Genomic DNA, 22,066 nt, shown 5'->3' on the forward strand with positions numbered 1-22,066 from the left:
TCTTAGATATTTTCGACGACGCTATTGGCATCGGCCAGAGCCGTCTCAATTATACGAACATCATCGGCTGACAAGGGCGAAGAGGACTCATCGGCATCTTCGGCGACGCGCAGCCCCTTGCGCAGACAATCTTCAATCTTAAGGTATTCCAGCATCGCGGCGTTCCCGGCCAGATCGTGCAGCATGCGGTGGACCTTGCGCGCTTTCGTCTCGCGCGGATCGGCCCCGTCCGTCTCGCGCAGTGCGTCAGAGACGGCCTGCAGGCGATCCGGGATCCCTTCGATAAAGCGTTTTCGCGTGGCGGCAACGCGCTGCTCATATGTCTCGGTAGGTGCCACAGATTGTCCTTCGTACCAGCCCGCAACCGGGCATAGATCGCGCGTTTAGATTATTGTTCGAAACCTGTCAGAATTATGGCGTGGAGGGTAAATCCCCACGTTTTTAAGAGAGAACGCGCAAAATTTGGGCCGTTGAATTTGGGCAGTCTCTGTGCTGCCCGCCGAATGCACCTCCCGCTCAAGACGACGACGCCCCCGGCCAAGATGAAAGACGGGCGCGGCATGTCGCGCCCGTCTCTTGGTATCAGCTTTCCAGCGCCGCGAGGACCGCATCAGCGGTGATCGGCAGATGCCGTACCCGCGCCCCGGTGGCGTTGAAGATCGCGTTGGCAACCGCCGGCGCGATGACCGTGGTGCCCGGCTCGCCAAGACCGACGGGCGCTTCCGTGCTCTCGACAAAGGCCACTTCGATGTCCGGCACATCAACCATCCGCAACGGCGTATAAGACCCGAGGTTGAGATCAACGACATTGCCGTCTTCGATCCGCGTGCCCTCATGCAGAGCCATGGACAGGCCCCAGAGCGCCGCGCCTTCGCATTGCGCGCGCGCCCCGTCGGGGTCGACCACGGTGCCACAATCGAAGGCCAGCCACATCTTCTCGACAGCGACCTCGCCCGTTTCGGCATCCACCGCCAGTTTGACCGCGGCTGCGGTCCAAGTTGGCATGGTCCGCGACTGACCAAAGGTGGTGGCGATCCCGATTGCCGTGCCCTCGGGCAAGTCGGTCTTGCCGTAGCCTGACATCTCGGCCACGCGCTGCAAGACAGCCGCCTGACGCGACGCACCGCCAACCGCATTGGGCGCAGAGCCCGCGTTGATGCCTTCGGCCTTCAGGTGATCCAAACGGAACTGCAACGGATCGGCATCGACCTTATGCGCGGCCTCGTCCATGAAGCTTTCGACAGCAAAGTTGGTCCAGCCCGGCCCGACCGAGCGCAGCCAACCCGGACGGAAGGTCGCATTCGCCAGATCGTTGGAGATCGCCCGCACGCGGTGCGCGCCCACGCTGTACCAGTGATCCGCACCGTCGATGGCAAAGGGATCATAGGGTTCTTCGTTGACACCTTTGGGCATGAAACCCGGTGCCATCACCTGTGTCGGCCAACCGGCGGCGGCGTGGTGTTCCATGCCCGTGACGGCTTTGCCATCGTCAAACGCCATGCGCAATTTCTGCACCGAAGGCGAGCGAATGCTGTCAAACTGGGCGTCTTCCTCGCGGGAGAAGACCAGTTTCACGGGCTTGCCCACAGCCTTGGACGCCAGCGCTGCAGGCACGATATAGTCACCGTTCAACCGGCGGCCAAAGCCCCCGCCCAGCATGTAGCTGCGCATCACGATCTTATCGGCGGGCACCTCCAACGCGACGGCCAGCGTCGGCAGGATCAACGACTGCCACTGGTTGCCCGCGTGAGTTTCCCAGACGCCATCGGCGTTCTGGAAGACGGTCGCGTTCACCGGCTCCATCTGGAAGTGCAGCACGGATTGCGTGGTGTACTCGGCCTCAAGCGTCTCGGTGGCGGCGTCGAAAACGGCGCTGGTCTCGGGCTGTTCCGTGTGCAGGATCGACCCGGCATCGCTTCCGATCAACTCGCGCGAACGGGTTTGGATATCGTCCTCGGACACATCAGCCGTTTCGCCTGCGGTCCAATCGACGCTGATCTCATAGGTGGCTATCCGCGCGGCGTGGAGCGTTTTGCCCAGCACCACAACCCAGCCGGGCACGGTGCCCGATGGGTCATCCAGCACCACGGTCTCAAGGTAGCCTTTGACCTCTTTCGCGGCGCTGTCATCGACTGAATTGACCTTGGAGCCATAGCGCGTCGGCGGCAGCATCGGCACGCCGTAGACCATGCCATCGACCTTGGCATCCAAGCCATAGATCGCCTGACCGGTGGTCTTCGTATCCAGATCAAGAGGATGCACGTCTTGGCCCACAAGGCGCAGATCGGCATGGGGTTTCAACGGCAGGGCTGCCAATTCGTCTTCGGTAAAGCTCCGGTCGAGCCCTTCGGCCACCAGATCGCCGTAGCTGATGCTTTGCGTGCCATCGGTCACAGCACCGTCGCGTGCGGTCAGGCCAGAGGCATCAACGCCCCACTTGGCCGCCGCCGCTTCGATTAGCGCGGCACGGCCCGCAGCGCCTGCCTGACGGTAGACCGGCCAGCTTTGCCAGATCGACCAGCTGCCGCCGGTGACCATCAAGCCCCATTTCTCAGCCGTATCAACGTGGGTGATGTGAACATTCTCCCAGGCGACTTCCAACTCATCCGCCAGAATACGCGCGATGGCGGTGCCGACGTGCTGGCCCATTTCGGCGCGGATGATGTTGACGTTGACCTGACCCTCGGCGTCGATCCAATACCACATCGACGGCTCGAAGGGCTGGCCGTTGGGCGCGATCGGTGTGCCATCCGGCACGGCGGGGTTCATCGCGGCATTCGACGCCTGTGGGAAGCCAAAGGCAACGCCCGCGGCAGTCATGGACACCAAAAACCCACGGCGGGTCATCTGCGATTGAGTGTTGGAGCCTTTCAGGCGGGACATAAGATTAGCCATTGTCGGAGCCTCCCATTGCGGTGGCGGCGTCGCGCACGGCTTGACGGATACGGGGGTAGGTCATGCAGCGGCAAAGGTTGCCCGTCATCACCGCGTCGATATCTTCGTCGCTGGGGTTGGGCGTGTCTTGCAACAGCGATGCTGCCTGCATGATCTGACCCGACTGGCAGTAGCCGCATTGCGGCACGCGCAGGTTGCGCCATGCTTCTTGAACGGGGTGGTTGCCCTGCTCGTCCAGCCCTTCGATAGTGGTGACCGACAGGCCCTCAACATCCGCCAGATAGGTGATGCAGGACCGTGTCGCCGTGCCGTCGATATGCACGGTACAAGCGCCGCAGGCGCCGATGCCGCAGCCAAACTTGGTGCCGGTGAGACCGATTTCATCGCGGATCGCCCACAACAGGGGCATGTCCGGGTCTGCGTCGACAGAGATTTGCCGCCCGTTCAATTCGAATTTTATCATGAAGTGATTGTCCCTTGGGGTATGATTTGCCTGAGGGGAGCGCGCGTATAGCTGCCCTGATGTGAACGGCTGAACATAGTTCCAATGGCCTGAGATGACAGCGCAAGACTGCGCTGATCACGCGATTGTCAGATCAACCGGGCCGCCCCTTAGACGTGCTGCCCGCCATTAACCTCAATCTCGGTGCCCGAGACATAAGAGCTTTCCTCACTACACAGGAAATAGATCGCCCGCGCCACCTCATCCGGCTGGCCGAGGCGGCGCATGGGGATGTCGCGCACGATCTTGTCGGTGCCTTCGCTGAGGATCGCCGTCTCCACCTCGCCCGGCGCGATTGCGTTCACCCGCACGCCCAGCGGGCCGAAATCATGGGCCATTTCACGGGTCAGCGCGGCAAGCGCCGCCTTGGATGTCGCATAGGCCGCACCGGCGAAGGGATGCACCCGCGACCCGGCGATAGAGGTCACATTCACCACCGATCCGCGCCCGGCAGAGAGTTCATCCTGAAGCCCCCGCGCCAGCACCACGGAGGCAAAGAAATTCACATGAAACACCTGCCCCCACGTCCGCAGATCGGTGTCGAGCGTGCTGAGCCGCGCGCCATCTTCACCCTTTGGCGAAATGCCTGCATTGTTGACCAGCGCATGCAGCGGGTTACCGTTCAGCAGCCGCTTGACCTGCGCGACCGCCTCAATCGTCTGGTTCGGGTCGCTGAGATCGACCTGCACATGATCCTGCGCCCCACCGGGCCAAGGGCATTCGGGCGAAAACGCCTGACGCGAGCAACCGATCACCCGCCAGCCCTTGCCCGCGAAAGCCTTGGCCGTGGCATGGCCGATGCCCCGGCTCGCCCCCGTCAAAAGCAGCGTCTTTTGGTCTTGAACCGCAGTATCCATCGCTTGATCCAAATCTGGCGTAACGCCTGACATAGCGCCCTAGTCGGCAGCCGCCAGCGCGCGTTCATAATCCTGCCCCGGAATAGCGTCGAGCAGGCTGCGCGTATAGGCGGTATCGGGATCGTGCAACACTTTGCTGACCGGCCCGGCTTCGACGATCTGGCCCTTTTGCATGACGATGATCCGGTCACAAATCCGCGCCGCGACCCGCAGGTCGTGGGTGATAAAGAGCATTGATAGGTTCAGCCGTGTTTTCAACTCGGCCAGCAGGTCCAGCACCTGCGCCTGAATGGACACGTCGAGCGCCGAGACGGCCTCATCCGCGATGATGATCGACGGCTCTAGCGCCAATGCACGGGCAATGCCGATCCGCTGCCGCTGCCCGCCTGAGAACTCATGCGGGAAACGCTTCATCGCGCTTTCATCCAGCCCAACCAGTTCGAGCAGTTCACGCGCTTTGGCCTTTGCCTCTTTATCCGGCGTGCCATAGGCGATCAGCCCTTCGGTCAGGATACGCGAGACACGGGCGCGCGGGTTGAGCGACGAGAACGGGTCTTGAAAGATCATCTGCAACTTGCGCCGCTGCGCGCGCAATTCCGCGCCGGACATATGGGCGATGTCGACATCATCCATCAGCACCCGCCCGCCATCTGGGTCCAGCAGGCGCACCAGACAACGCCCAACGGTGGATTTGCCCGAACCGGACTCGCCGACGATGCCGATGGTTTCACCTGCGTAGAGCTCAAAGCTCACGTCCTGCACGGCTTTCACCACGCGGCGCTTGCCAAAGAGCGTGCCAGAGCCGGTCGAAAAGGTCTTTTGCAGCCCTTCGACCTTGAGCAGCGGCGCGCGCTCTACCTGCTCGGGCGCGTCGGTTTGGGTCAACCGGGGAATCGCGTCGATCAGGGCGCGGGTGTAGGGGTGCTGGGGTTTCAGCAGCACCTCTTGGGCCGGACCAGCTTCGACGATTTCGCCCTTTTTCATGACGATGACCCGGTCGGCGATATCGGCCACCACGCCAAAGTCATGGGTGATGAAAATCACCGCCATGCCACGCTTGCGGCGCAGGTCTTCGATCAGCGTGAGGATCTGCGCCTGCGTGGTTACATCAAGCGCCGTCGTCGGCTCATCCGCGATCAGGATATCAGGCTCCAGCGCCAAGGCCATCGCGATCATCACCCGTTGCCGCTGCCCGCCCGACAGTTGGAAGGGATAGGCCCGGATCGCCGCTCGCGGGTCGGGAATGCCGACCTCCTCCAACAGTTTCAACGCCCGCGCACGCCGTTCCGAGCTGTTGAGCGCGCCATGCGCCTCGAACACCTCAGCGATCTGCGCGCCGACGCGCATCAGCGGGTTCAGCGCGCTGAGCGGTTCCTGAAAGATCATCGAAATGCGGCTACCGCGCAGCTTCAACATCTCTTTCTCAGACAGGTTGAGGATCGACTGCCCGTCAAAGGTGATGCTGCCCTTGTCGGGTTCAACACCTTGCGGCAGCAGCCCCATCACCGCATTGGCCGACATGGATTTGCCCGACCCGCTTTCGCCAACGATGCAGAGGATCTCCCCCGGTGCGAGGTCAAAGTTGATGTCTTTGGCGGCATAGAGCCGGTCCGCCCCCACGGGCAAAGCGATAGACAGATCACGGATGCTAAGCAGGGTCATTCGGATTTCCTCGTCAATCGCGGGTTCAGCGCGTCGTTCAGGCCCTCGCCGATCAGGTTCAGCGCCAGCACGGTCAAAAGGATCGCCATCCCCGGCAGGAACGACAGCCACCATGCGGTGCGGATCACAGTCCGCGCGGCCCCGATCATATAGCCCCAAGACATGATGTTCGGATCGCCCAGCCCTAGGAAAGACAGCGAGCTTTCCAGCAAGATCGCCTGCGCCACCATGAGCGAGGCCAGCACGATAATGGGCGGCAGCGCGTTGGGCAGGATGTGGCGGGTGATGATCTGAAGGTTGCCGAGGCCCGACAGGCTTGCCGCCTCGACAAACTCGCGGGTTCTGAGCGACAGCACCTCGCCCCGCACCAGACGCGCCACCGGGGGCCATGACACGATGGAGATCGCGATGATCACGAAAGTCAGGCTGGGCTGAAAGATCGCCAAGAGCACGATCGCCAAGGCGAAGCTGGGGATGGTCTGAAAGAACTCGGTAAAGCGCATGAGCGCATCATCAATCCGCCCCGCGAAATACCCCGCCGCCGCCCCGACCGGCACCCCGATGGCCAGCGCCACGATGGTTGAGACCAAGCCAACCAGCAGGCTCACATAAGCGCCATGGGCCAGCCCCGCCAGCACATTGCGGCCAAGCGCATCTGTGCCCAACATCAGCCCATCTTGGGTAAATGGCGGCAGAAAGGGGCGCTGCACCATTTTCCACGGGCTTTGCGGGAAAAGGATGGGCGCGAGGATGGCCGCGGCCACGACGAAGGTCAGGATGACCAGACCAATGACCGCGCCCCGGTTATAGCTAAAACGTTTCCAAAAGCTCATCATGTTGTCAGCCTTATCCGCGGATCAACAATGACATAGATGACATCCGTGATCAGGTTGAACAGCAGCACCATGGCCGCCGAGATGTAAAAGACCCCAAGGATCACGTTGTAATCTCGCTGGTTGATCGCCTCGAACATCAGCCGCCCGATGCCGGGCCATGCAAAGACGGTCTCGGTCAGGATCGCCCCGCCAAAGATCTGCCCCGCCTGAAGCCCGGCCAGCGTGATGACCGGCAAAAGCGCGTTGCGCAGGATGTGGCGCCGCTGGATCACGCCGCGGGTCAGCCCCTTGGCACGGGCGGTTTTGACGAAATCGAGCCGCGACACTTCCAGCATCGAAGCTCGCGTCATGCGCATATAAATCGCGGTAAAGAACAGCCCCAAGGTAGAGGCCGGGAGGACGAGGTGTTTGGCCACGTCCAGCACATGGGCCATACCGGTATAGCCCGCGCCAATGGTCGAGTAGCCAAAGCCCGGCAACCATTCGAGCCAGACTGAAAACACCAGCGTCGCCATCAGCGCGACCCAGAACAGCGGCGTGGCATAAAACAGCAGCGCGAAGGTCGAAATAAGCGTGTCACCCCACCGCCCCTGCCGGGCCGAGGCCGCGACACCGGCGGTCACACCCAAGACCAGCGACAGCACAAAGGCCACGCCGGTCAGCAAAAGCGTCGCTGGCAGACGGTCGCCGATCATCTCGGCCACCGGCATCTGCTGGCGGAAGGAATAGCCCAGATCAAGCTGCACCGCGCCTTTGATATAGAGCCAAAGCTGCATGTAGAGCGGTTGGTCCAGCCCGAAACGCGCCCGCAGATCTGCAAGGAATTTCTCATCCGCCGCCCCGGCTTCGCCCGCCATGACCGCCGCAGGGTCACCCGGTGCCGCATGGATCAGCAGGAAATTGAAGACAAGGATCGCCAGCAGGATAAACACCGCCTTGACCAACCTGCCCAATATGAAACGTATCACGCTATCCGCCCCGTGTTGTTCTAAGATCCGCCCGAGCCGCCGAAACGGCTCGGGCCTTGAGCGTTGTCGCTTTTTTTACTTGTCGAGCCACACGTCGCGGAAACCGTCGTTCACGCCAAAGGCGGTGTTAACAGGGTTTTTGACGTCACAGCGGTAGATCGTGGGGAAACCCAGTTCCAAGAGCCAAATGTTCGGCACGTCTTCGACGATCTTGTCTTGGATTTCCTTATAAGCCGCCTTGCGCTCTTCGGGGCTGGCCATCAGCGCCGCTTCGGCAAACAGCTTGTCCGTCTCGGCGTTTTGATAGTTTGCCACGTTATTCCAAGGCGAACCGGGAGCGGCATTGTCGCCCATATAGGTCCGCGAAACGCCAAGTGCCGGATCGCCGTATTGGTAGAGATAGGTAAAGGCGAGATCATAGTCACGGTCCGCAACCTTCTGGTTCCAACCCGCTACGTCCGAGGGCACAATCTCGGTCGTCATGCCGATCTCGCTCAGGTTTTGTTTGACCGCTTCGGCCCAGCGCTGCCAAGTCTCACCGTAAGGCAGACCAAGAATGCGGATGGTTTCGCCGTCATAGCTGCTTTCTTCCAGCAGGGCCTTGGCCTTTTCCGGGTCAAAGGTGATGTCCGGTGTCTCACCATCATAGAACCGTGTGGAAGACGACAGGGGTCCGGTCGAGACCTTGCCCAAACCATTCCACAGCGCGTCCTTGGCGAACTGGCGGTCGACGCCATGCATGATCGCCTTGCGCACCTTCACATCATCAAGCGGCGCGTTGTCGTTGTTCACCCACATCCAAGACAGCGGGCCAAAGTATTCCCAGCCTTTGTCGGTGATGCAGGTGTTGTCCATCGCCTGAATGCGCGCCACGTCGAAGTTTTCGACCGAGCCGCCGGGCAGCACATCGACCTTGCCGGTCTCATAGGCCACCGCGCGCGAGGCCGCATCGGGGATCACGTGGTAATAGACTTCGTCGACGTAGGGCTTGCCCTCCATGTAGTAGTCTTCGTTCTTCACCAGATGGATGAAGCTGCCCTTTTCCCATTCGTCGAACTTGAACGGGCCGGTGCCGATGGGCGTGTTGTTCGCCTCATTGTTGGCGAAATCCGTGCCTTCGTAGATGTGCTTTGGGATCATCGGCGCGGTGCCGGGCTCAAAGATACCGATGAAGGGGCCGAAGGGCTGCTTTAGGTTAAAGACAACCGTGTGATCGTCGGGCGTCTCGATGCTCTCGACATGCTCCATATAGGTGCGCATCCGCGAATGGCTTTCGCGCAGGAACTTATCCATGGAGAATTCGACATCCGCCGAGGTGAACGGTTCTCCATCATGGAAAACCACGCCTTCGCGAAGCTTGAAGGTATAGGTCTTGCCGTCCTCTGAAATCTCCCAAGATTCAGCCAATTGGCCTTCGGGTTTCAGATCGAAATCATAGCGCAGCAGGCTTTCATAAATATCGCCGCCGACCATCTGTGTCGGGCCGTTCTGCACAAGGCCGATCATCAGGCTGGGCGGTTCGGGCTGGATCACAACGTTGAGCGTGCCGCCGGACTTTGGTTCGCCATCCTGCGCGGCCAGTGGCCCGGCCAGTGCCAGCGCCAGAACGGCTGCGGTTAATTTAGTGGTGTGTAGCATGTAAATCCCCATTGGTTTTGCTTTGACTCGCCCAGTGACAGCGTCCGCTCTGGTGTCGGCTTCTTGCAGTCGCTCGGGTGATGGCCGCGCGATGCGCAGCGCTTGAATTGCTCATTCGTCTATGGTGAACGATTGGATGTATCTGATGATCCCCTCCTTTGCGTCATCTATGTCTGCGCGCATCTCCGCGGCAGCCGCCGCAGGATCGCGACTTTCACAGGCGGCAATGATCGCCTGATGATGCCGGACCAGCCCCAGTTGCTCCCGCGCATAGTACCCGGCAATCAGCGGCCCCATGCGCAGCCACAGCCCGCTGAGTATCGCCAGCAGAATGGGCATCTCAGCCGCCTCCACCAATGCGAAATGGAACTCCTGATTGTACTTGACCGCCTGCGGCCAACGCCCGGCCACGGCTGCGGCCTCATTCCGCTCCACGATCTTTTTCAGGCGGCGGATTTCCTTGGGGCCCGCCATCTCGGCGGCGCGGCCTGCGGCGAACCCCTCCAACTCGCGCCGGATGCTTGCGATCTCAAGATACTGCGCCTCTGTCAGCACCGGCACGCGCACGTCGCGCATGCTGCGCTGGATCAAAGCCTCATCCCGCAAGAGCCGCTGCACCGCGTCGCGCACTGGCGTCGAACTGGTGCCCAACCGCTCAGCCAACCCGCGAATGGTGACCTTTTCATTCGGGCGCAGCTTGCCTTCCACCAAGTCCTGACAGACCCGATCATAGATCGCATCGCCCAATGAAACTTGACTGATCTCGGCCATCGCGCCCTCGTCCTTACCGACCAAACCGTGGCCAGTTTTGATGCATGATGCATCATTTCTATTGAGCCTGCAAATTAAAACTGCAATGCTCCGCCGCAGCGACATCAGACCACAGGGAATGTGATGAAAGTCTTTTTCGACGAACGCCAGCTTGGCCACGCACCGACCCACTACTTTCGGCGCGGCGCGGCCATGCCGCATCAAGAACAGCCACAACGTGCTGAAATTCTACGCGATATGTTAATCGGCGAAGGGTTTGAGATTGCCAAACCCCACGACCACGGGCTTGCCCCGATCAAGGCGGTGCACAACCCCGATTACGTTGATTTCCTGCCCGACGCCCATGCCCGCTTCGTCGAAAGCGCGGGGCCAGAGGCGCTGGCCATTCCCACCATGCACCCCGGCGTGCGGCGCGGCAAAGAACCCAAAGACATTCACGGCCAGTTGGGCTGGTGGATGACCGACACATCGACCCCGCTGACCGAAGGGTCATGGGACGCGGCCTATTGGTCGGCCCAAACCGCCGTGGAGGCCGCCGAGACCGTGGCGGCCGGTGCCCGCGCCGCCTATGCGCTTTGCCGTCCGCCCGGCCACCACGCGATGCGCGATTGCGCGAACGGGTTTTGCTTTTTCAACAACGCCTGCATTGCGGCGGAGCATCTGACCCAGACCTACAAAAAGGTCGCACTGATCGATATCGACGTGCACACCGGCAATGGCTCGCTCGACATCCTCTACGAACGCGGCGACATCTTCTTTTGCTCGCTGCACCCCGACCCGGCCACCTACCCCACCTTCTACCTTGGCCATGCGGATGAAACGGGCGAAGGCGACGGGGCGGGCAAATCGTTGAACCTGCTGCTGGAACAGGGCGCGAGCCAAGATGACGTGTTGGCCTTGCTCGACAAAGGCATCGCCGCGATCCGTGATTTCGGAGCCGAGGCGCTCGTGGTCTCACTGGGTTTTGACATGGCCGCCGATGATCCGCTGGCCGCCGTAAACGTCTACCCCGACGGCTTTGCCGAAATGGCGCGGCGCTTGGCGGCGCTCAACCTTCCCACAGCATTGATCCAAGAGGGCGGCTACCTTGGCCCCTCCCTTGCCGATAACGCAAAATCATTTCTCACGACATTCCGCGAGGCCACAGCATGAGCAAGACACCCAAAGAGATGAATGGCGCTGAAAGCGTTGTCCGCAGCCTGCACGCGGGCGGGGTGGAGGTCTGTTTCGCCAATCCCGGCACCTCCGAGATGCAGTTTGTCGACGCGCTGGACCGGACCAAACTGATGCGCTGCGTCTTGGGCCTGTTCGAAGGCGTGGTGACCGGTGCCGCCGATGGCTATGCGCGCATGGCCGGGAAACCGGCGGTGACCCTGCTGCACCTCGCGCCCGGTTTTGCCAACGCCGCCGCCAACCTGCACAACGCCCGCAAGGCACGGGTGCCGATGGTGAACCTTGTGGGCGACCACGCGCTGCGGCACCAAAAGTATGACGCGCCCCTCTCGGCAGATGTCGAAGGCGCCTGTGCGCCCTTCAGCGATTGGGTGCGTTCGGGCCGGGATGCTGGCAGCTTTGCGGCGGATGCGATGACCGCCCTCGCCGTGGCGCAAAGCAAGCCCGGCAAGGTCGCCACACTGATCGCCCCTGCGGACATCGGCTGGGACGCGGGCGGCAAGATGGCCGAGGCCGTGGCCCCCGCTGCCCCTGCCCCGCTGGATGAACGCGCGCTAGATGCCGCGATCAACGCTTTGGAGAGCGGCGAGAAAACCGTTCTGCTGGTCGGCAGCGAGGTGCTGAAAAACCAAGAGGCGATGGCCCTGCTGCACGGCATCGCAGACAAGACCGGGGCCGACATCCTCGCGCCCACCTCGAACCGCCGGATGGAGCGCGGACAGGGCCGCTTTGCGATCAACAAAGTCCCCTACCCGATCAACGCGGCCCTTGAATGCCTTGCTCCCTACAGCCGCGCGATCCTGATTGAGACGCCACCTCCCGTGGCCTTCTTTGCCTATCCCGGCAAACCGAGCCTGCTGCTGCCGGCCGATTGCCACACCGTCACATTGGCCGCCGTCGATGCGGACGGCCCTACGGCTTTGGCCGCACTCGCAGACCGCATCGGCGCGAAACCCGCCACCCCGCGCGACCACGCACGGCCCGCGGCACCACAGGCGGGCGGCATCACCTTGCAAAACCTCGGCGCGGCTTTGGCCAATGCGCTGCCGGAAGACGCGATTGTGGTGGATGAAGCCGTCTCCTCCGGCGGAGCCACCTTCCCCGCGGGCGACAGTGCGGCGCCGAACACGTGGCTGGCCCTGACCGGCGGGTCCATCGGCATCGGTATCCCGCTTTCTGCCGGAGCGGCCATCGCCTGCCCCGACCGTCCGGTCATCACGCTGCAGGCAGATGGCTCGGCCATGTACACCATCCAAGGACTCTGGACCCAAGCGCGCGAGAACTCCAACGTCACCACGATCATCCTCGCCAATCAGTCCTATGAGATCCTCAAGGGTGAGCTGCACAACGTCGGCGCGCAGCCCGGCCCCGACGCGCTGAGCATGCTGAACCTCGACCGTCCGCAATTGGATTTCGTTGCCATGGCCAAGGGCATGGGCGTACCGGGCAAACGTGTCGAAGACATCGCCGAACTGATGCGTGCCATTGAGGACGCGGCGAAAGAGCCCGGCCCCTTCCTCATCGAAGCGATGCTTTAACCCTTGAAAGGACACGACATGACCCTCGATCCTGATCTGAAATCCCGCATCCTTCAGGCTGTCGAAGATGGGTTTGCTGAGCAAGTGAGCTTTACCCAGCAGCTGGTGCAGACCCCTTCCCTGCGCGGCCATGAACATGCGATCCAAGACCTGCTGTTTCGCAACCTGCAAAACCGTGGCTATGCGATGGACCGCTTCAAGATGGACCGCGCCGCGATCGAGGCACATCCCGGCGGCTCGAAATACTCTGACGATCACTCCGACGCCCCCATCGTCGTGGGCATCCACCGCCCGCGCGATGAGGCGGGCCGCTCGCTGATCCTGCAATCGCATCTCGACGTGGTGCCCGAAGGGCTGCACGACATGTGGGATGATCCGCCCTACTCGGCCAAGATCGACGGCGACTGGATGTATGGCCGGGGCGCAGGCGATATGAAGGCGGGTGCTGCGGCGAATATCTTTGCCCTAGACGCGCTGCGCCGCATTGGGTTGCAACCAGCGGCGACCGTCTATGTGCAATCCGTGGTCGAAGAGGAATCCACCGGCAACGGCGCGTTGCAGACGTTCCTACAAGGCTACACCGCCGATGCGGTTTTCATTCCCGAACCCGAAGAAGAAATGTTGGTGCGCGCCAATACCGGCGTCATCTGGTTTCAAGTGCAAGTGCGCGGCGTACCCGTCCATGTGCGCGAGATGGGCGAAGGCGCCAACGCCATCGACGCGGCCACGCGCGTGATGACCGCCCTGCGTGAGATGGAGGAGGACTGGAACGCCGAGAAAGGCGACCACCCGCATTTTGAAGACGAAGCCCATCCGATCAACCTCAACATCGGCAAGATTGAAGGCGGCGATTGGGCGTCCTCCGTGCCGTCATGGTGCAACATCGACTGCCGCGTTTCCATCTATCCGGGCCGAAGCGCCGAGGATGCCGCGCGCGAGATTACCGAGCGGGTCAAAGCCTTTGCCCAGACCGACAACTTCCTGTCCAACAACCCGCCCGAAGTGGTCTTTAACGGCTTTCACGCCGAAGGCTATGTGCTGGAGCCGGGCAGCGAGGCCGAAGCGGTGCTGGAACGCGCCCACGAAGACGCCATCGGCGCGCCGCTGCAGTCTTTCATGACGGCGGGCTATCTCGATACACGGGTCTATGCGCTGTATAACAAGATACCGGCGCTTTGTTACGGGCCGAAGTCGCGCAACATCCACGGGATCAATGAATCCGTCAGCCTGAGTTCGGTCAAGAAAATCACCCAAGCCATGGCGCTGTTTATCGCCGAATGGTGCGGGACCGAGGACATCACCCCATGACCGAGGTCGGGATCACGCCTCAGGGCGGCCTGCCCCCGCTCCTGAGTGGCGTGTTGGTCGAAGAGAGCGGAAACAAAACCGACCTGCTTGCGCAAGATCCGCCCGCCTTTGACGCGGCGCGCGCGGCAGAGGTTGCCTTGCAGCGCTATGGTATCTCAGGCGAAATCAAGCCGCTTGCGGCGGAAAAGGATGCGAATTTCCTGATCACCCTGCCCACCGGGCAACAGGCGCTGCTGAAGATCACCAATGCCGCCGAAGAGCGTGCCGTGACCGATATGCAGACCGCAGCCCTGATGCATCTGGCCTCTGCTGATCCCGATCTGCCGGTGCAGCGCATCTGCGCCAGCCTCAATGGCAAGGCGGCCGAGGTTGCCACAGCGGCTGACGGTCAGCCCCATGTCGTGCGGCTCATGACCTTCCTTGGCGGCACTGTCCTCAGCAATGCCACGCCCCGGCCCGGCCTTCACCGCGCTTTGGGGGATTTTCACGCGCGGGTGGCACTGGGTCTGCGCGGTTTTTTCCATCCGGCGGGGGGGCATTTCCTGCAGTGGGACATCAAACAGGCGGGCCATCTGCGCCCGCTGCTGGCGGATGTGCAAGACGCAGCCCTGCGCGCCCAACTGGGGCGAACCCTCGATCACTTTGATGCAGAAGTCGCGCCCCAGCTTCCACATCTGCGGGCACAGGTCGTTCATAACGACTTCAATCCGCACAATATTCTGGTCGATGGGCCGGAGGCCCGGCATCCCGTCGGGCTGATTGATTTCGGTGACATGGTGCATACGCCGCTGGCCTGCGATCTGGCGGTGGCTTGCTCCTATCAACTCGGCCAAGGCGCTGAGCCGCTACAAAACGTCTGCGAGATGGTCGCGGGCTTTGCCGCACGGCTGCCGCTGGAGGCCGAGGAAATCGCGCTTCTGCCCAGTCTGATCCGCCTGCGCCATGCCACCACCTTGGCAATCGGCGCTTCCCGCGCCCGGCGCTATCCCGACAACGCCCCCTATATCCTGCGCAACGCCGCCGCCTCGCAACGCGGGCTGGCAGCACTCGACGAAATTGGCGACGCCGCCGCGATCAAAGCCCTGCACCGTGCGGCGGGAACGGAGTGACCGATGACCATGATCAACGCCTATGACAGCGCCCAAGCCGAGGCCCTCAGCCCGGACGACCGCGCCCTGATCGACCGCCGTGCCAAGGCGCTCGGCCCCGCCTACCGGCTGTTTTACGACCAACCGCTGCACATTGAGTGCAGCGAAGGCGTCTGGCTGTGGGACAAGGACGGGCGCAAATACCTTGATGCCTATAACAACGTCGCCTCGGTCGGTCACTGCCACCCGCGCGTGGTTGAGGCGATCACCCGCCAATTGGGCGTGCTCAACACCCACACCCGCTATCTGCATGAAAACGTGGTGACTTACGCCGAACGGCTGCTCGCCACAATGCCCGACGCACTCGGCCATGTGATGTTCACCTGCACCGGGTCCGAGGCGAATGACATCGCCCTGCGCATCGCCCGCAGCTATACCCGGCGCGAAGGGGTCATCGTCACCCGCCTTGCCTATCATGGGCTGACCGAGGCGGTGGCGGAACTGTCCCCATCCTTGGGCGATTTCACCCCGCGCAGCCCGCGCATCCGTCTGATCGACGCGCCCGACACGCTCCGCATCCCCGAGGCGCAGCAGGGCGCGAAACTCGCCGCTGATCTGTCTCAAGCGATTGCCGAAATGCGCGCCGATGGGATCGAGCCTGCGGCCTTCATCGTCGATACGATCTTTTCCAGCGACGGGCTGCACCCTGATCCGGCGGGGTTCCTACAACCGGCGGTCGACCTGATCCGCGCCGAAGGCGGGCTTTTCATCGCCGATGAGGTGCAACCCGGCTTTGCCCGCACGGGCGACGCATTCTGGGGGTTTCAGCGCCACGGGCTGGTGCCTGACATGGTCACGATGGGCAAGCCAATGGGCAATGGCTTCCCCCTCTCCGGCACCGCTATGCGGCCAGAGTTGGTGCAAGAGTTCGGCGAAAAGGCGCGGTATTTCAACACCTTTGGTGGCAACCCGGTGGCCGCGGCTGCGGGTATGGCGGTGCTAGACGTGATCGCGGATGAGCGGTTGCAGAACAATGCTGCCACGGTCGGCGGGGCCCTCAAGAACGGCCTGCAGGATATCGCGGCGCGTTACCCCGAGATCGGCCATGTGCGCGGCGCGGGGCTGTTTCTGGCCGTTGAATGCGTCACTTCGCGCGCGACCAATGTCCCCGACGCCGCCCGCGCGAAATTCGTGGTGAACCACATGCGCCAGAATGGCGTCTTGATCAGCGCCACCGGGCCGGGGGCCAATGTGCTGAAGATCCGCCCGCCCCTTGTGTTGCAGCAGCCCGAAGCCGCTCTGTTTCTCGACGTGGCAGAGGCCGCCTTTGCCGCGGCGCGCGCCGCGGGTATATAAACCGCCAGCGCCCTACTCCGCCTCGCGCAAGGACCGCTCCCGCGCGCGGGCCTCGGTCAGCCATTCCGGATCCATCTGCGGCACCGATGTCAGCAACCGTTTGGTATAGGCCTGCTTTGGCGCGCCGAAGATCTCATCGCGCCCGCCCTGTTCGACGATCTGGCCGTTCTTGAGCACGATCACCTTATGGGCAATCGCCTCAACCGTGGCCAAGTCATGGGTGATAAACATAAAGGTCAGGTCCAGCTCGGTTTGCAAACGCACCAGCAGCCGCAGAATCCCCTCGGCCACCAGTTGATCGAGCGCACTGGTGACCTCGTCGCAGATGATGAATTCAGGCTCGGCGGCCAGCGCGCGGGCGATGCCAACGCGCTGCTTCTGACCGCCGGAAAGCTCGCTGGGTTTGCGATCAAGAAAGGCGCGGTCGAGGTCGACCAGATCCATCAGTTCCTCCACCCGCGCCCGAAGCACCCGGCCCTTGCGGCCCGTGAACTTGCGCACCGGGCGGGACAAAATCTCGCGGATATTGTGGCGCGGGTTCAGCGAGGTATCCGCCGATTGATAGATCATCTGGATATTGCGCAGCGTCTCGGCCCCGCGTTTGGCCAACCGCGGCTCCAGCGGCGCGTCGTTCCAGAAAAACTGCCCCGAGGCGGGGGGCAGCAGCCCCGCGATCACCCGCGCGAGAGTGGATTTCCCCGACCCGCTTTCCCCCACCACCGCCGTCGTCTGGCCGCGCGGAAAGGTGAAGTTGAGATTGTCCAACACGGTCATCGGCCCATAGGCCGCCGAGACCCCTTCGCAGCGGATCAGCGCCGGAGCTTCCCCGGCCTCTGCATCGGGGCGGCGAAACGACCGCACGGCCCAGAGCGACCGGGTGTAATCCTCTTGCGGGGCGTCCAGCATGATTTTGGTCGGCGCGGTCTCGACCGCCTCACCGTCTTTCATCACGCAGATGCGGTCGGCCATCTGGCTGACCACGGCAAGGTCATGCGTGATGTAGATCGCCGCCGTGTCATATTGCTCGACAATATCGCGGATGGCGCCCAGCACTTCGATCTGGGTGGTGACGTCCAAGGCGGTCGTCGGCTCGTCAAAGATGATCAGGTCGGGGCGGCAGGCCATGGCCATGGCCGTCATCGCCCGCTGCAACTGGCCGCCCGACACTTGGTGCGGATAGCGAAAGCCGATCTCTTCGGGGTTGGGCAGTTGCATCTGACGGTAGAGTGCGACGGCGTCCTGCTCTGCCGCCGCGCGGCCAGAGACACCGTGCAGTCGCGGCGCTTCGGTATATTGGTCGATCAGCGTCTTGGCAGGGTTAAAGCTTGCCGCGGCGGACTGGGCGACATAGGCGATCCGCTTGCCGTGCAGACGGCGCAATTGCCCGCCCGCCATGCCGATCAATTCGGTCCCGTCGAATTCGACGCTGCCCCCGGCAAAGCGCACCCCGTCGCGGACATAGCCCATCGCCGCCAACCCGGCTGAGCTTTTGCCCGCCCCGCTTTCACCGACAAGGCCCAGCACCTCCCCTCGGTCGAGTTCCAGATCGAGCCCTTTGATAATCACACTGGGCCGCGCGCGGCTGCCTGCCTCAAGCCGGAGACCGCGAATGTTCAGAAGATTTCCCATATGCTTGGCCCCTGCTCGGTTAACTTTTCAGACCGCTGGCGCGGTGCAGCATCCAATCGACGATCAGGTTGATCGCAACGGTCAGCAAGGCGATGGCCGCCGCCGGGATCAGCGGGGTGATATCCCCGAAACTGATCAAGGTGGCGTTTTCCTTTACCATCGACCCCCAGTCCGCCGTGGGTGGCTGGATCCCGATGCCAAGAAAGGACAGCGCCGCGATAAAGAGGAACACAAAACAAAAGCGCACCCCAAACTCGGCGATCAGGGTCGACCAGATGTTGGGCAGAATCTCGCGCCGTAGCAGCCATGGCGTGCGCTCTCCGCGCAGCCTTGCGGCTTCGACGAAATCAAGGCCGACCACATTCATCGCCGCAGCCCGCGACAACCGGTAGACCGGCGCCACATAGATCACCGCGATCACCCCGACCATATTCGGGATCGACGGGCCGACGATGGCCAAGAGCATCAGCGCCAAGATCAACGGCGGCACGGCCATCAGCACATCGACCAAGCGCGACAGGACTTCGTCCAGCCAGCCGCCTTTGAGCGCGGCCAGCATCCCCAGCGTTGACCCGACCGAAAAGGAAATAGCCGTCGTCAGCAGCGCCAGCCCGACCGTATTGCGCGCCCCAAAGATCATGCGCGACAGCATATCGCGGCCCAGATTGTCGGTGCCCAGCGGATGCGCCGCACTCCATGGCAAATAGGCATCGCCCACCACCTGCGTCTCGCCATAGGGCGCGACGATGGGCGCGAATATCCCCGTAAAGGCGACGATGGCCAGCACCACCATCCCAAAGATCGCCGAGGGGGGCGCGGATTTCAGCAAAGATTTCATCGTTATCTCCCGTGCCGCAGACGCGGGTTCGACATGATCGAGATGATGTCGGCCAAGACGTTGAGCGTGATATAAACAGCGGCAAAGAACAGCCCCACCGCCTGCACCACCGGGAAATCCCGGCTGGAGACCGCATCCACCAACAACTGCCCAAGACCGGGGTAGGAAAAGACGACCTCTACCACCACCACGCCGACCACCAGATAGGCAAGGTTCAGGGCCACGACATTGACGATCGGAGCCAATGCGTTAGGCAGCGCGTGCTGCACGATGATGCGCCAGCGCGGCACACCTTTAAGGCGCGCCATCTCGATATAGGGCGAGGCGAGCACGTTGATGATGGCCGCCCGCGTCATCCGCATCATATGAGCGACGACCACCAGAATAAGCGTCAGCGCGGGCAGAAAGCTGCGGTAAAGCGCGTCCCACAGCCCCGTGGCGCTGTCGATCCGCGCCAGCGTCGGAAAGACGCCGGCCTTGATCGACAAAAACAGGATCAGCACGTAGCCCACGAAAAACTCCGGCATGGAGATCGCCGAAAGCGCGGTCAGGTTGACGCCCCGGTCAAACAGCGTGTTGCGCCACAGCGCGGCCAACAGCCCCAAGATCACCGCCAGCGGCGCGGCGATGACGGCGGCATAGGTGGCCAAGAACATGGTATTGGCAAGGCGCGGCCCCAAAAGCTCGGACACCTCGCGCCCCGAGGCCAAAGAGGTGCCAAAATCACCGCGCAGCACGCCGCTCAGCCAATCGAAATAACGAAGATGCGCGGGCTGATCGAGGCCCAGTTCGGCGCGGAATGCCGCGAGGGTCAACTCGGTCGCTGATTGGCCAAGGATCTGCTGCGCCAGATCACCGGGCAAGAGTTCGATGCCAACGAACATGAGGGCGGATACGACAAAGAGGGTCAGAATGCCGAGGGACACTCGGCCGATAACAAGCTTCTGAAGCCGGGACATTTTAAGGTTTTCTCCGGCCCGGATCGGGCCATTGGTGCGGGAAACGGACGGCCCCTTGGGGCCGCCCGGATGAGGCTGTGGCTTAGGACATCCACCAGCGTTCGATGAAGCGCTGGCTGTCGAGATCCCACATCTCGGACACTTCCTCAGGCATCTGAACGCTTTCGCTCATGGCCGAGACATATTGACCAAAGGCCGGGATCAGCGCGCCGCCCTGCTCTTTCACGATCTTTTGCATCTCGCCGTACATCTCGGCGCGGCGGGTCTGGTCCAGCTCAGGCCGCGCTTGCAACAGCAACTCGTTAAAGCGCTCGTTGTCCCATTTGGTCTCGTTCCACTCCGCATCGGCGGCATAGCCGGTCGAGAACATCAGGTCAGGCGTCGGACGGCCACCCCAATAGGAGCAGCAGAAGGGCTTTTGCAGCCAGACATTCGACCAATAGCCGTCATCCGGCTCACGCTTCACCTCGATGTTCAGCCCCGCAGGCCGCGCGTTTTCGGCAAAGAGAACCGAGGCATCCACCGCCCCGTTAAAGGCAGCATCCGAGGTGGACAGCGTCACATCAAGGCTTTCAAGCCCCGCCTGTTTCAGGTGGTACTTCGCCCGCTCCGGATCATAGGTGATCTGCTCAAGGTCGTCGTTGTAATAGGGCATGGAACGCGAGATCGGTTGGTCGTTGCCCACGGTACCATAGCCGCGCAGAACCTTTTCGATCATGTCTTCGCGGTTGATGCCGTATTTCAACGCCATCCGCACGTTCACGTCATCAAACGGGGCCGTGTTGGTCTGCATCGGCATGATGTAATGCAGCGTGCCGTCTTGGGTGTGGATCTTCACGTTGGGCGCGCGGCCCAGCAGGTTGATCGTCTTGAGGTCGGGCCGGTCGATCAGGTCAACCTCGCCGGTCATCAGCGCGTTCATCCGGGCCGCCGGATCGCCGACTTTCAAGATCACGACCTTGTCGAAATGCGCGCGGCCCTCTTTCCAGTAGTCATCGCGGCGCGTCAGTTCGACCCGTACGCCCGGCTCGAAAACGTCGATCACATAGCCGCCTGTGCCGATGCGGCTGTTGGGGTCGATCGTGCCATCGCCGGTGTCTTGGCGAATCCCGAGGTGGTAGTCATTGAAGATAAACGGGAAATCCGCGTTCCCTGCGGCCAGTTCAAAGATCACGACCTTGTCGCCATCGGCACGGATGTCGGTGATCTGCTCAAGCAGCGGTTTGATGCCGGATTTGGACTCTGGCCCCATGTGGTGACGGATCGAGGCGATCACATCATTCGCTGTCGCCGTTTTGCCGTCCGAGAATTGCGCGTTGTCGCGCAGGCGGAAGGTCCATGTGGCGGCATCGCTGCTGGCCTCAAAGCTCTCAGCCAAGTCGGGCTGGGCGGTGCCGTCGGGGGCGATTTCCGTCAGAGTGTTGAAGACCGCATAGCCGCTGGCAAACATGAAGTCGTTGTTGAAGGTTGCGGGATCAAGGCTGTCGGAGGTCGACCCTTGGGTGAAGCCAACCCGCAGCGTGCCACCCTTTTTGGGCTGAGCCTGTGCCCGTGCGCCCTGTGGCAAGATCAGCCCTGCCCCCACCGCAGCCGCGCTCCCGGCTAGAAAACTGCGACGGCTCGGTCCGTTTTGACGTTTTGTGAAATTGGTCATTGTATCCCCCTATGTTTGTTTTCTTGGTCAAGCGCTCTGACAAAGCGCTCGGCGTAATGGTCGGTTACGCGGCGTTTGCCGCCGCCTCTCGCAGAGGCATGGGCCAGTCGCCCCGCCTGCTATCGCGGTCGAAACACCGCCATCGCTGAACGACAGCGCGTCTCTGCCTGCAATGCGATCAGCCGCGGCAGTTTGCCCGCCGCAACGATCTTGGTCATAGGCATAGCCGGTTCCACCGCCGGGGTATAGATGCCCGGCGCGCGTGTCGCGAAGTTACGCTACGGCTAGAGAGGTTTTTCGGGGAGAACAAAGTGTTGTGGCCGGACTAGGAATGCGCCGAGCGCATCGACCTTTGCCGCGAGCGCCGCAAGACCGTGGGGCTGATCCCGCCCCG

18 protein-coding genes are annotated in these 22,066 nt (G+C 62.2%); 5 read left to right on the plus strand and 13 right to left on the minus strand.

All coding sequences use genetic code 11. From position 1 onward, the window contains the following. Positions 1 to 2: 2 nt before the first annotated feature. The 9 genes from R1T45_RS18675 to R1T45_RS18715 form a co-directional block, all read right to left on the minus strand. Positions 3 to 338: an Hpt domain-containing protein gene (locus tag R1T45_RS18675; protein ID WP_120350384.1), complete on the minus strand. Its 336-nt coding sequence runs from the start codon at positions 336 to 338 to the stop codon at positions 3 to 5. Between the two features lie 244 nt (positions 339 to 582). Beyond that, on the minus strand, positions 583 to 2,895 hold the full coding sequence (locus R1T45_RS18680; RefSeq protein ID WP_317389874.1) for a xanthine dehydrogenase family protein molybdopterin-binding subunit: 2,313 nt from the start codon (positions 2,893 to 2,895) through the stop codon (positions 583 to 585). After that, the gene (locus R1T45_RS18685; RefSeq protein WP_317389875.1) at positions 2,888 to 3,358 is read right to left on the minus strand and encodes a (2Fe-2S)-binding protein; all 471 of its coding nucleotides are present in this window, start codon (positions 3,356 to 3,358) and stop codon (positions 2,888 to 2,890) included. Before R1T45_RS18685 ends, R1T45_RS18680 begins: the two co-directional genes overlap by 8 nt. A 149-nt stretch (positions 3,359 to 3,507) precedes the next feature. Continuing rightward, positions 3,508 to 4,254: an SDR family oxidoreductase gene (locus tag R1T45_RS18690; protein WP_317389876.1), complete on the minus strand. Its 747-nt coding sequence runs from the start codon at positions 4,252 to 4,254 to the stop codon at positions 3,508 to 3,510. 39 nt (positions 4,255 to 4,293) lie between these two features. After that, the gene (locus tag R1T45_RS18695) at positions 4,294 to 5,916 is read right to left on the minus strand and encodes an ABC transporter ATP-binding protein (RefSeq protein ID WP_317389877.1); all 1,623 of its coding nucleotides are present in this window, start codon (positions 5,914 to 5,916) and stop codon (positions 4,294 to 4,296) included. Then, positions 5,913 to 6,752, minus strand: a complete 840-nt coding sequence (locus tag R1T45_RS18700) for an ABC transporter permease (protein WP_082849458.1) — start codon at positions 6,750 to 6,752, stop codon at positions 5,913 to 5,915. The genes R1T45_RS18695 and R1T45_RS18700 overlap by 4 nt, the downstream gene beginning before the upstream one ends. Continuing rightward, positions 6,749 to 7,720 carry an ABC transporter permease gene (locus tag R1T45_RS18705; RefSeq protein WP_120350379.1) on the minus strand — a complete coding sequence of 324 codons (972 nt, stop codon included), beginning with the start codon at positions 7,718 to 7,720 and terminating at the stop codon, positions 6,749 to 6,751. The genes R1T45_RS18700 and R1T45_RS18705 overlap by 4 nt, the downstream gene beginning before the upstream one ends. Positions 7,721 to 7,795: 75 nt before the next feature. Beyond that, the gene (locus R1T45_RS18710; protein ID WP_411041347.1) at positions 7,796 to 9,370 is read right to left on the minus strand and encodes an ABC transporter substrate-binding protein; all 1,575 of its coding nucleotides are present in this window, start codon (positions 9,368 to 9,370) and stop codon (positions 7,796 to 7,798) included. A gap of 99 nt (positions 9,371 to 9,469) precedes the next feature. Next, a complete protein-coding gene (locus R1T45_RS18715; RefSeq protein WP_317389879.1) occupies positions 9,470 to 10,129 on the minus strand; it encodes a GntR family transcriptional regulator in 660 nt (219 codons plus the stop codon). A 123-nt stretch (positions 10,130 to 10,252) separates the two neighbouring features. Between R1T45_RS18715 and R1T45_RS18720 the strand changes: the two genes are divergently transcribed. From R1T45_RS18720 to R1T45_RS18740, 5 genes are read left to right on the plus strand one after another with little or no spacing between them, the layout of a single operon-like run. Beyond that, positions 10,253 to 11,281 (plus strand): histone deacetylase family protein, encoded by a 1,029-nt coding sequence (locus tag R1T45_RS18720; protein WP_120350376.1) that lies wholly within the window; start codon positions 10,253 to 10,255, stop codon positions 11,279 to 11,281. After that, positions 11,278 to 12,840 (plus strand): acetolactate synthase large subunit, encoded by a 1,563-nt coding sequence (locus R1T45_RS18725; protein WP_317389880.1) that lies wholly within the window; start codon positions 11,278 to 11,280, stop codon positions 12,838 to 12,840. Before R1T45_RS18720 ends, R1T45_RS18725 begins: the two co-directional genes overlap by 4 nt. Before the next feature lie 18 nt (positions 12,841 to 12,858). Next, complete coding sequence (locus R1T45_RS18730; RefSeq protein WP_317389881.1) at positions 12,859 to 14,148, plus strand: ArgE/DapE family deacylase; 1,290 nt, start codon at positions 12,859 to 12,861, stop codon at positions 14,146 to 14,148. Continuing rightward, positions 14,145 to 15,257 carry a phosphotransferase gene (locus tag R1T45_RS18735; protein ID WP_317389882.1) on the plus strand — a complete coding sequence of 371 codons (1,113 nt, stop codon included), beginning with the start codon at positions 14,145 to 14,147 and terminating at the stop codon, positions 15,255 to 15,257. Before R1T45_RS18730 ends, R1T45_RS18735 begins: the two co-directional genes overlap by 4 nt. A gap of 3 nt (positions 15,258 to 15,260) precedes the next feature. Beyond that, on the plus strand, positions 15,261 to 16,592 hold the full coding sequence (locus R1T45_RS18740) for an aspartate aminotransferase family protein (RefSeq protein ID WP_317389883.1): 1,332 nt from the start codon (positions 15,261 to 15,263) through the stop codon (positions 16,590 to 16,592). Between the two features lie 12 nt (positions 16,593 to 16,604). On the opposite strand, the gene R1T45_RS18745 is transcribed toward R1T45_RS18740, so the two are convergent. The 4 genes from R1T45_RS18745 to R1T45_RS18760 all read right to left on the minus strand — a co-directional run bounded on the left by R1T45_RS18745 (position 16,605) and on the right by R1T45_RS18760 (position 21,672). Further along, positions 16,605 to 18,221, minus strand: coding sequence for an ABC transporter ATP-binding protein (locus R1T45_RS18745; RefSeq protein ID WP_317389884.1), 1,617 nt, complete (start codon positions 18,219 to 18,221; stop codon positions 16,605 to 16,607). A 19-nt stretch (positions 18,222 to 18,240) separates the two neighbouring features. After that, the gene (locus tag R1T45_RS18750; protein ID WP_206054308.1) at positions 18,241 to 19,059 is read right to left on the minus strand and encodes an ABC transporter permease; all 819 of its coding nucleotides are present in this window, start codon (positions 19,057 to 19,059) and stop codon (positions 18,241 to 18,243) included. A 2-nt stretch (positions 19,060 to 19,061) separates the two neighbouring features. Next, on the minus strand, positions 19,062 to 20,018 hold the full coding sequence (locus R1T45_RS18755; protein WP_317389885.1) for an ABC transporter permease: 957 nt from the start codon (positions 20,016 to 20,018) through the stop codon (positions 19,062 to 19,064). A gap of 82 nt (positions 20,019 to 20,100) precedes the next feature. Continuing rightward, positions 20,101 to 21,672 carry an ABC transporter substrate-binding protein gene (locus R1T45_RS18760; protein ID WP_132444933.1) on the minus strand — a complete coding sequence of 524 codons (1,572 nt, stop codon included), beginning with the start codon at positions 21,670 to 21,672 and terminating at the stop codon, positions 20,101 to 20,103. Between the last annotated feature and the right edge of the window lie 394 nt (positions 21,673 to 22,066).

The sequence above is a fragment of the Sulfitobacter sp. LC.270.F.C4 genome, from assembly GCF_032922545.1.
Classification (GTDB): Bacteria; Pseudomonadota; Alphaproteobacteria; order Rhodobacterales; family Rhodobacteraceae; genus Sulfitobacter; species Sulfitobacter profundi.

Bases quoted from the DNA above. Each gene is read 5' to 3' on its own strand.
- R1T45_RS18755 (WP_317389885.1), bottom strand. From the start codon at position 20,018: ATGTCCCGGCTTCAGAAGCTTGTTATCGGCCGAGTGTCCCTCGGCATT.
- R1T45_RS18735 (WP_317389882.1), top strand. From the start codon at position 14,145: ATGACCGAGGTCGGGATCACGCCTCAGGGCGGCCTGCCCCCGCTCCTG.
- R1T45_RS18685 (WP_317389875.1), bottom strand. From the start codon at position 3,358: ATGATAAAATTCGAATTGAACGGGCGGCAAATCTCTGTCGACGCAGAC.
- R1T45_RS18710 (WP_411041347.1), bottom strand. From the start codon at position 9,370: ATGGGGATTTACATGCTACACACCACTAAATTAACCGCAGCCGTTCTG.
- R1T45_RS18760 (WP_132444933.1), bottom strand. From the start codon at position 21,672: ATGACCAATTTCACAAAACGTCAAAACGGACCGAGCCGTCGCAGTTTT.
- R1T45_RS18715 (WP_317389879.1), bottom strand. From the start codon at position 10,129: ATGGCCGAGATCAGTCAAGTTTCATTGGGCGATGCGATCTATGATCGG.
- R1T45_RS18690 (WP_317389876.1), bottom strand. From the start codon at position 4,254: ATGGATACTGCGGTTCAAGACCAAAAGACGCTGCTTTTGACGGGGGCG.
- R1T45_RS18745 (WP_317389884.1), bottom strand. From the start codon at position 18,221: ATGGGAAATCTTCTGAACATTCGCGGTCTCCGGCTTGAGGCAGGCAGC.
- R1T45_RS18680 (WP_317389874.1), bottom strand. From the start codon at position 2,895: ATGGCTAATCTTATGTCCCGCCTGAAAGGCTCCAACACTCAATCGCAG.
- R1T45_RS18750 (WP_206054308.1), bottom strand. From the start codon at position 19,059: ATGAAATCTTTGCTGAAATCCGCGCCCCCCTCGGCGATCTTTGGGATG.
- R1T45_RS18700 (WP_082849458.1), bottom strand. From the start codon at position 6,752: ATGATGAGCTTTTGGAAACGTTTTAGCTATAACCGGGGCGCGGTCATT.
- R1T45_RS18730 (WP_317389881.1), top strand. From the start codon at position 12,859: ATGACCCTCGATCCTGATCTGAAATCCCGCATCCTTCAGGCTGTCGAA.
- R1T45_RS18720 (WP_120350376.1), top strand. From the start codon at position 10,253: ATGAAAGTCTTTTTCGACGAACGCCAGCTTGGCCACGCACCGACCCAC.
- R1T45_RS18725 (WP_317389880.1), top strand. From the start codon at position 11,278: ATGAGCAAGACACCCAAAGAGATGAATGGCGCTGAAAGCGTTGTCCGC.
- R1T45_RS18740 (WP_317389883.1), top strand. From the start codon at position 15,261: ATGACCATGATCAACGCCTATGACAGCGCCCAAGCCGAGGCCCTCAGC.
- R1T45_RS18695 (WP_317389877.1), bottom strand. From the start codon at position 5,916: ATGACCCTGCTTAGCATCCGTGATCTGTCTATCGCTTTGCCCGTGGGG.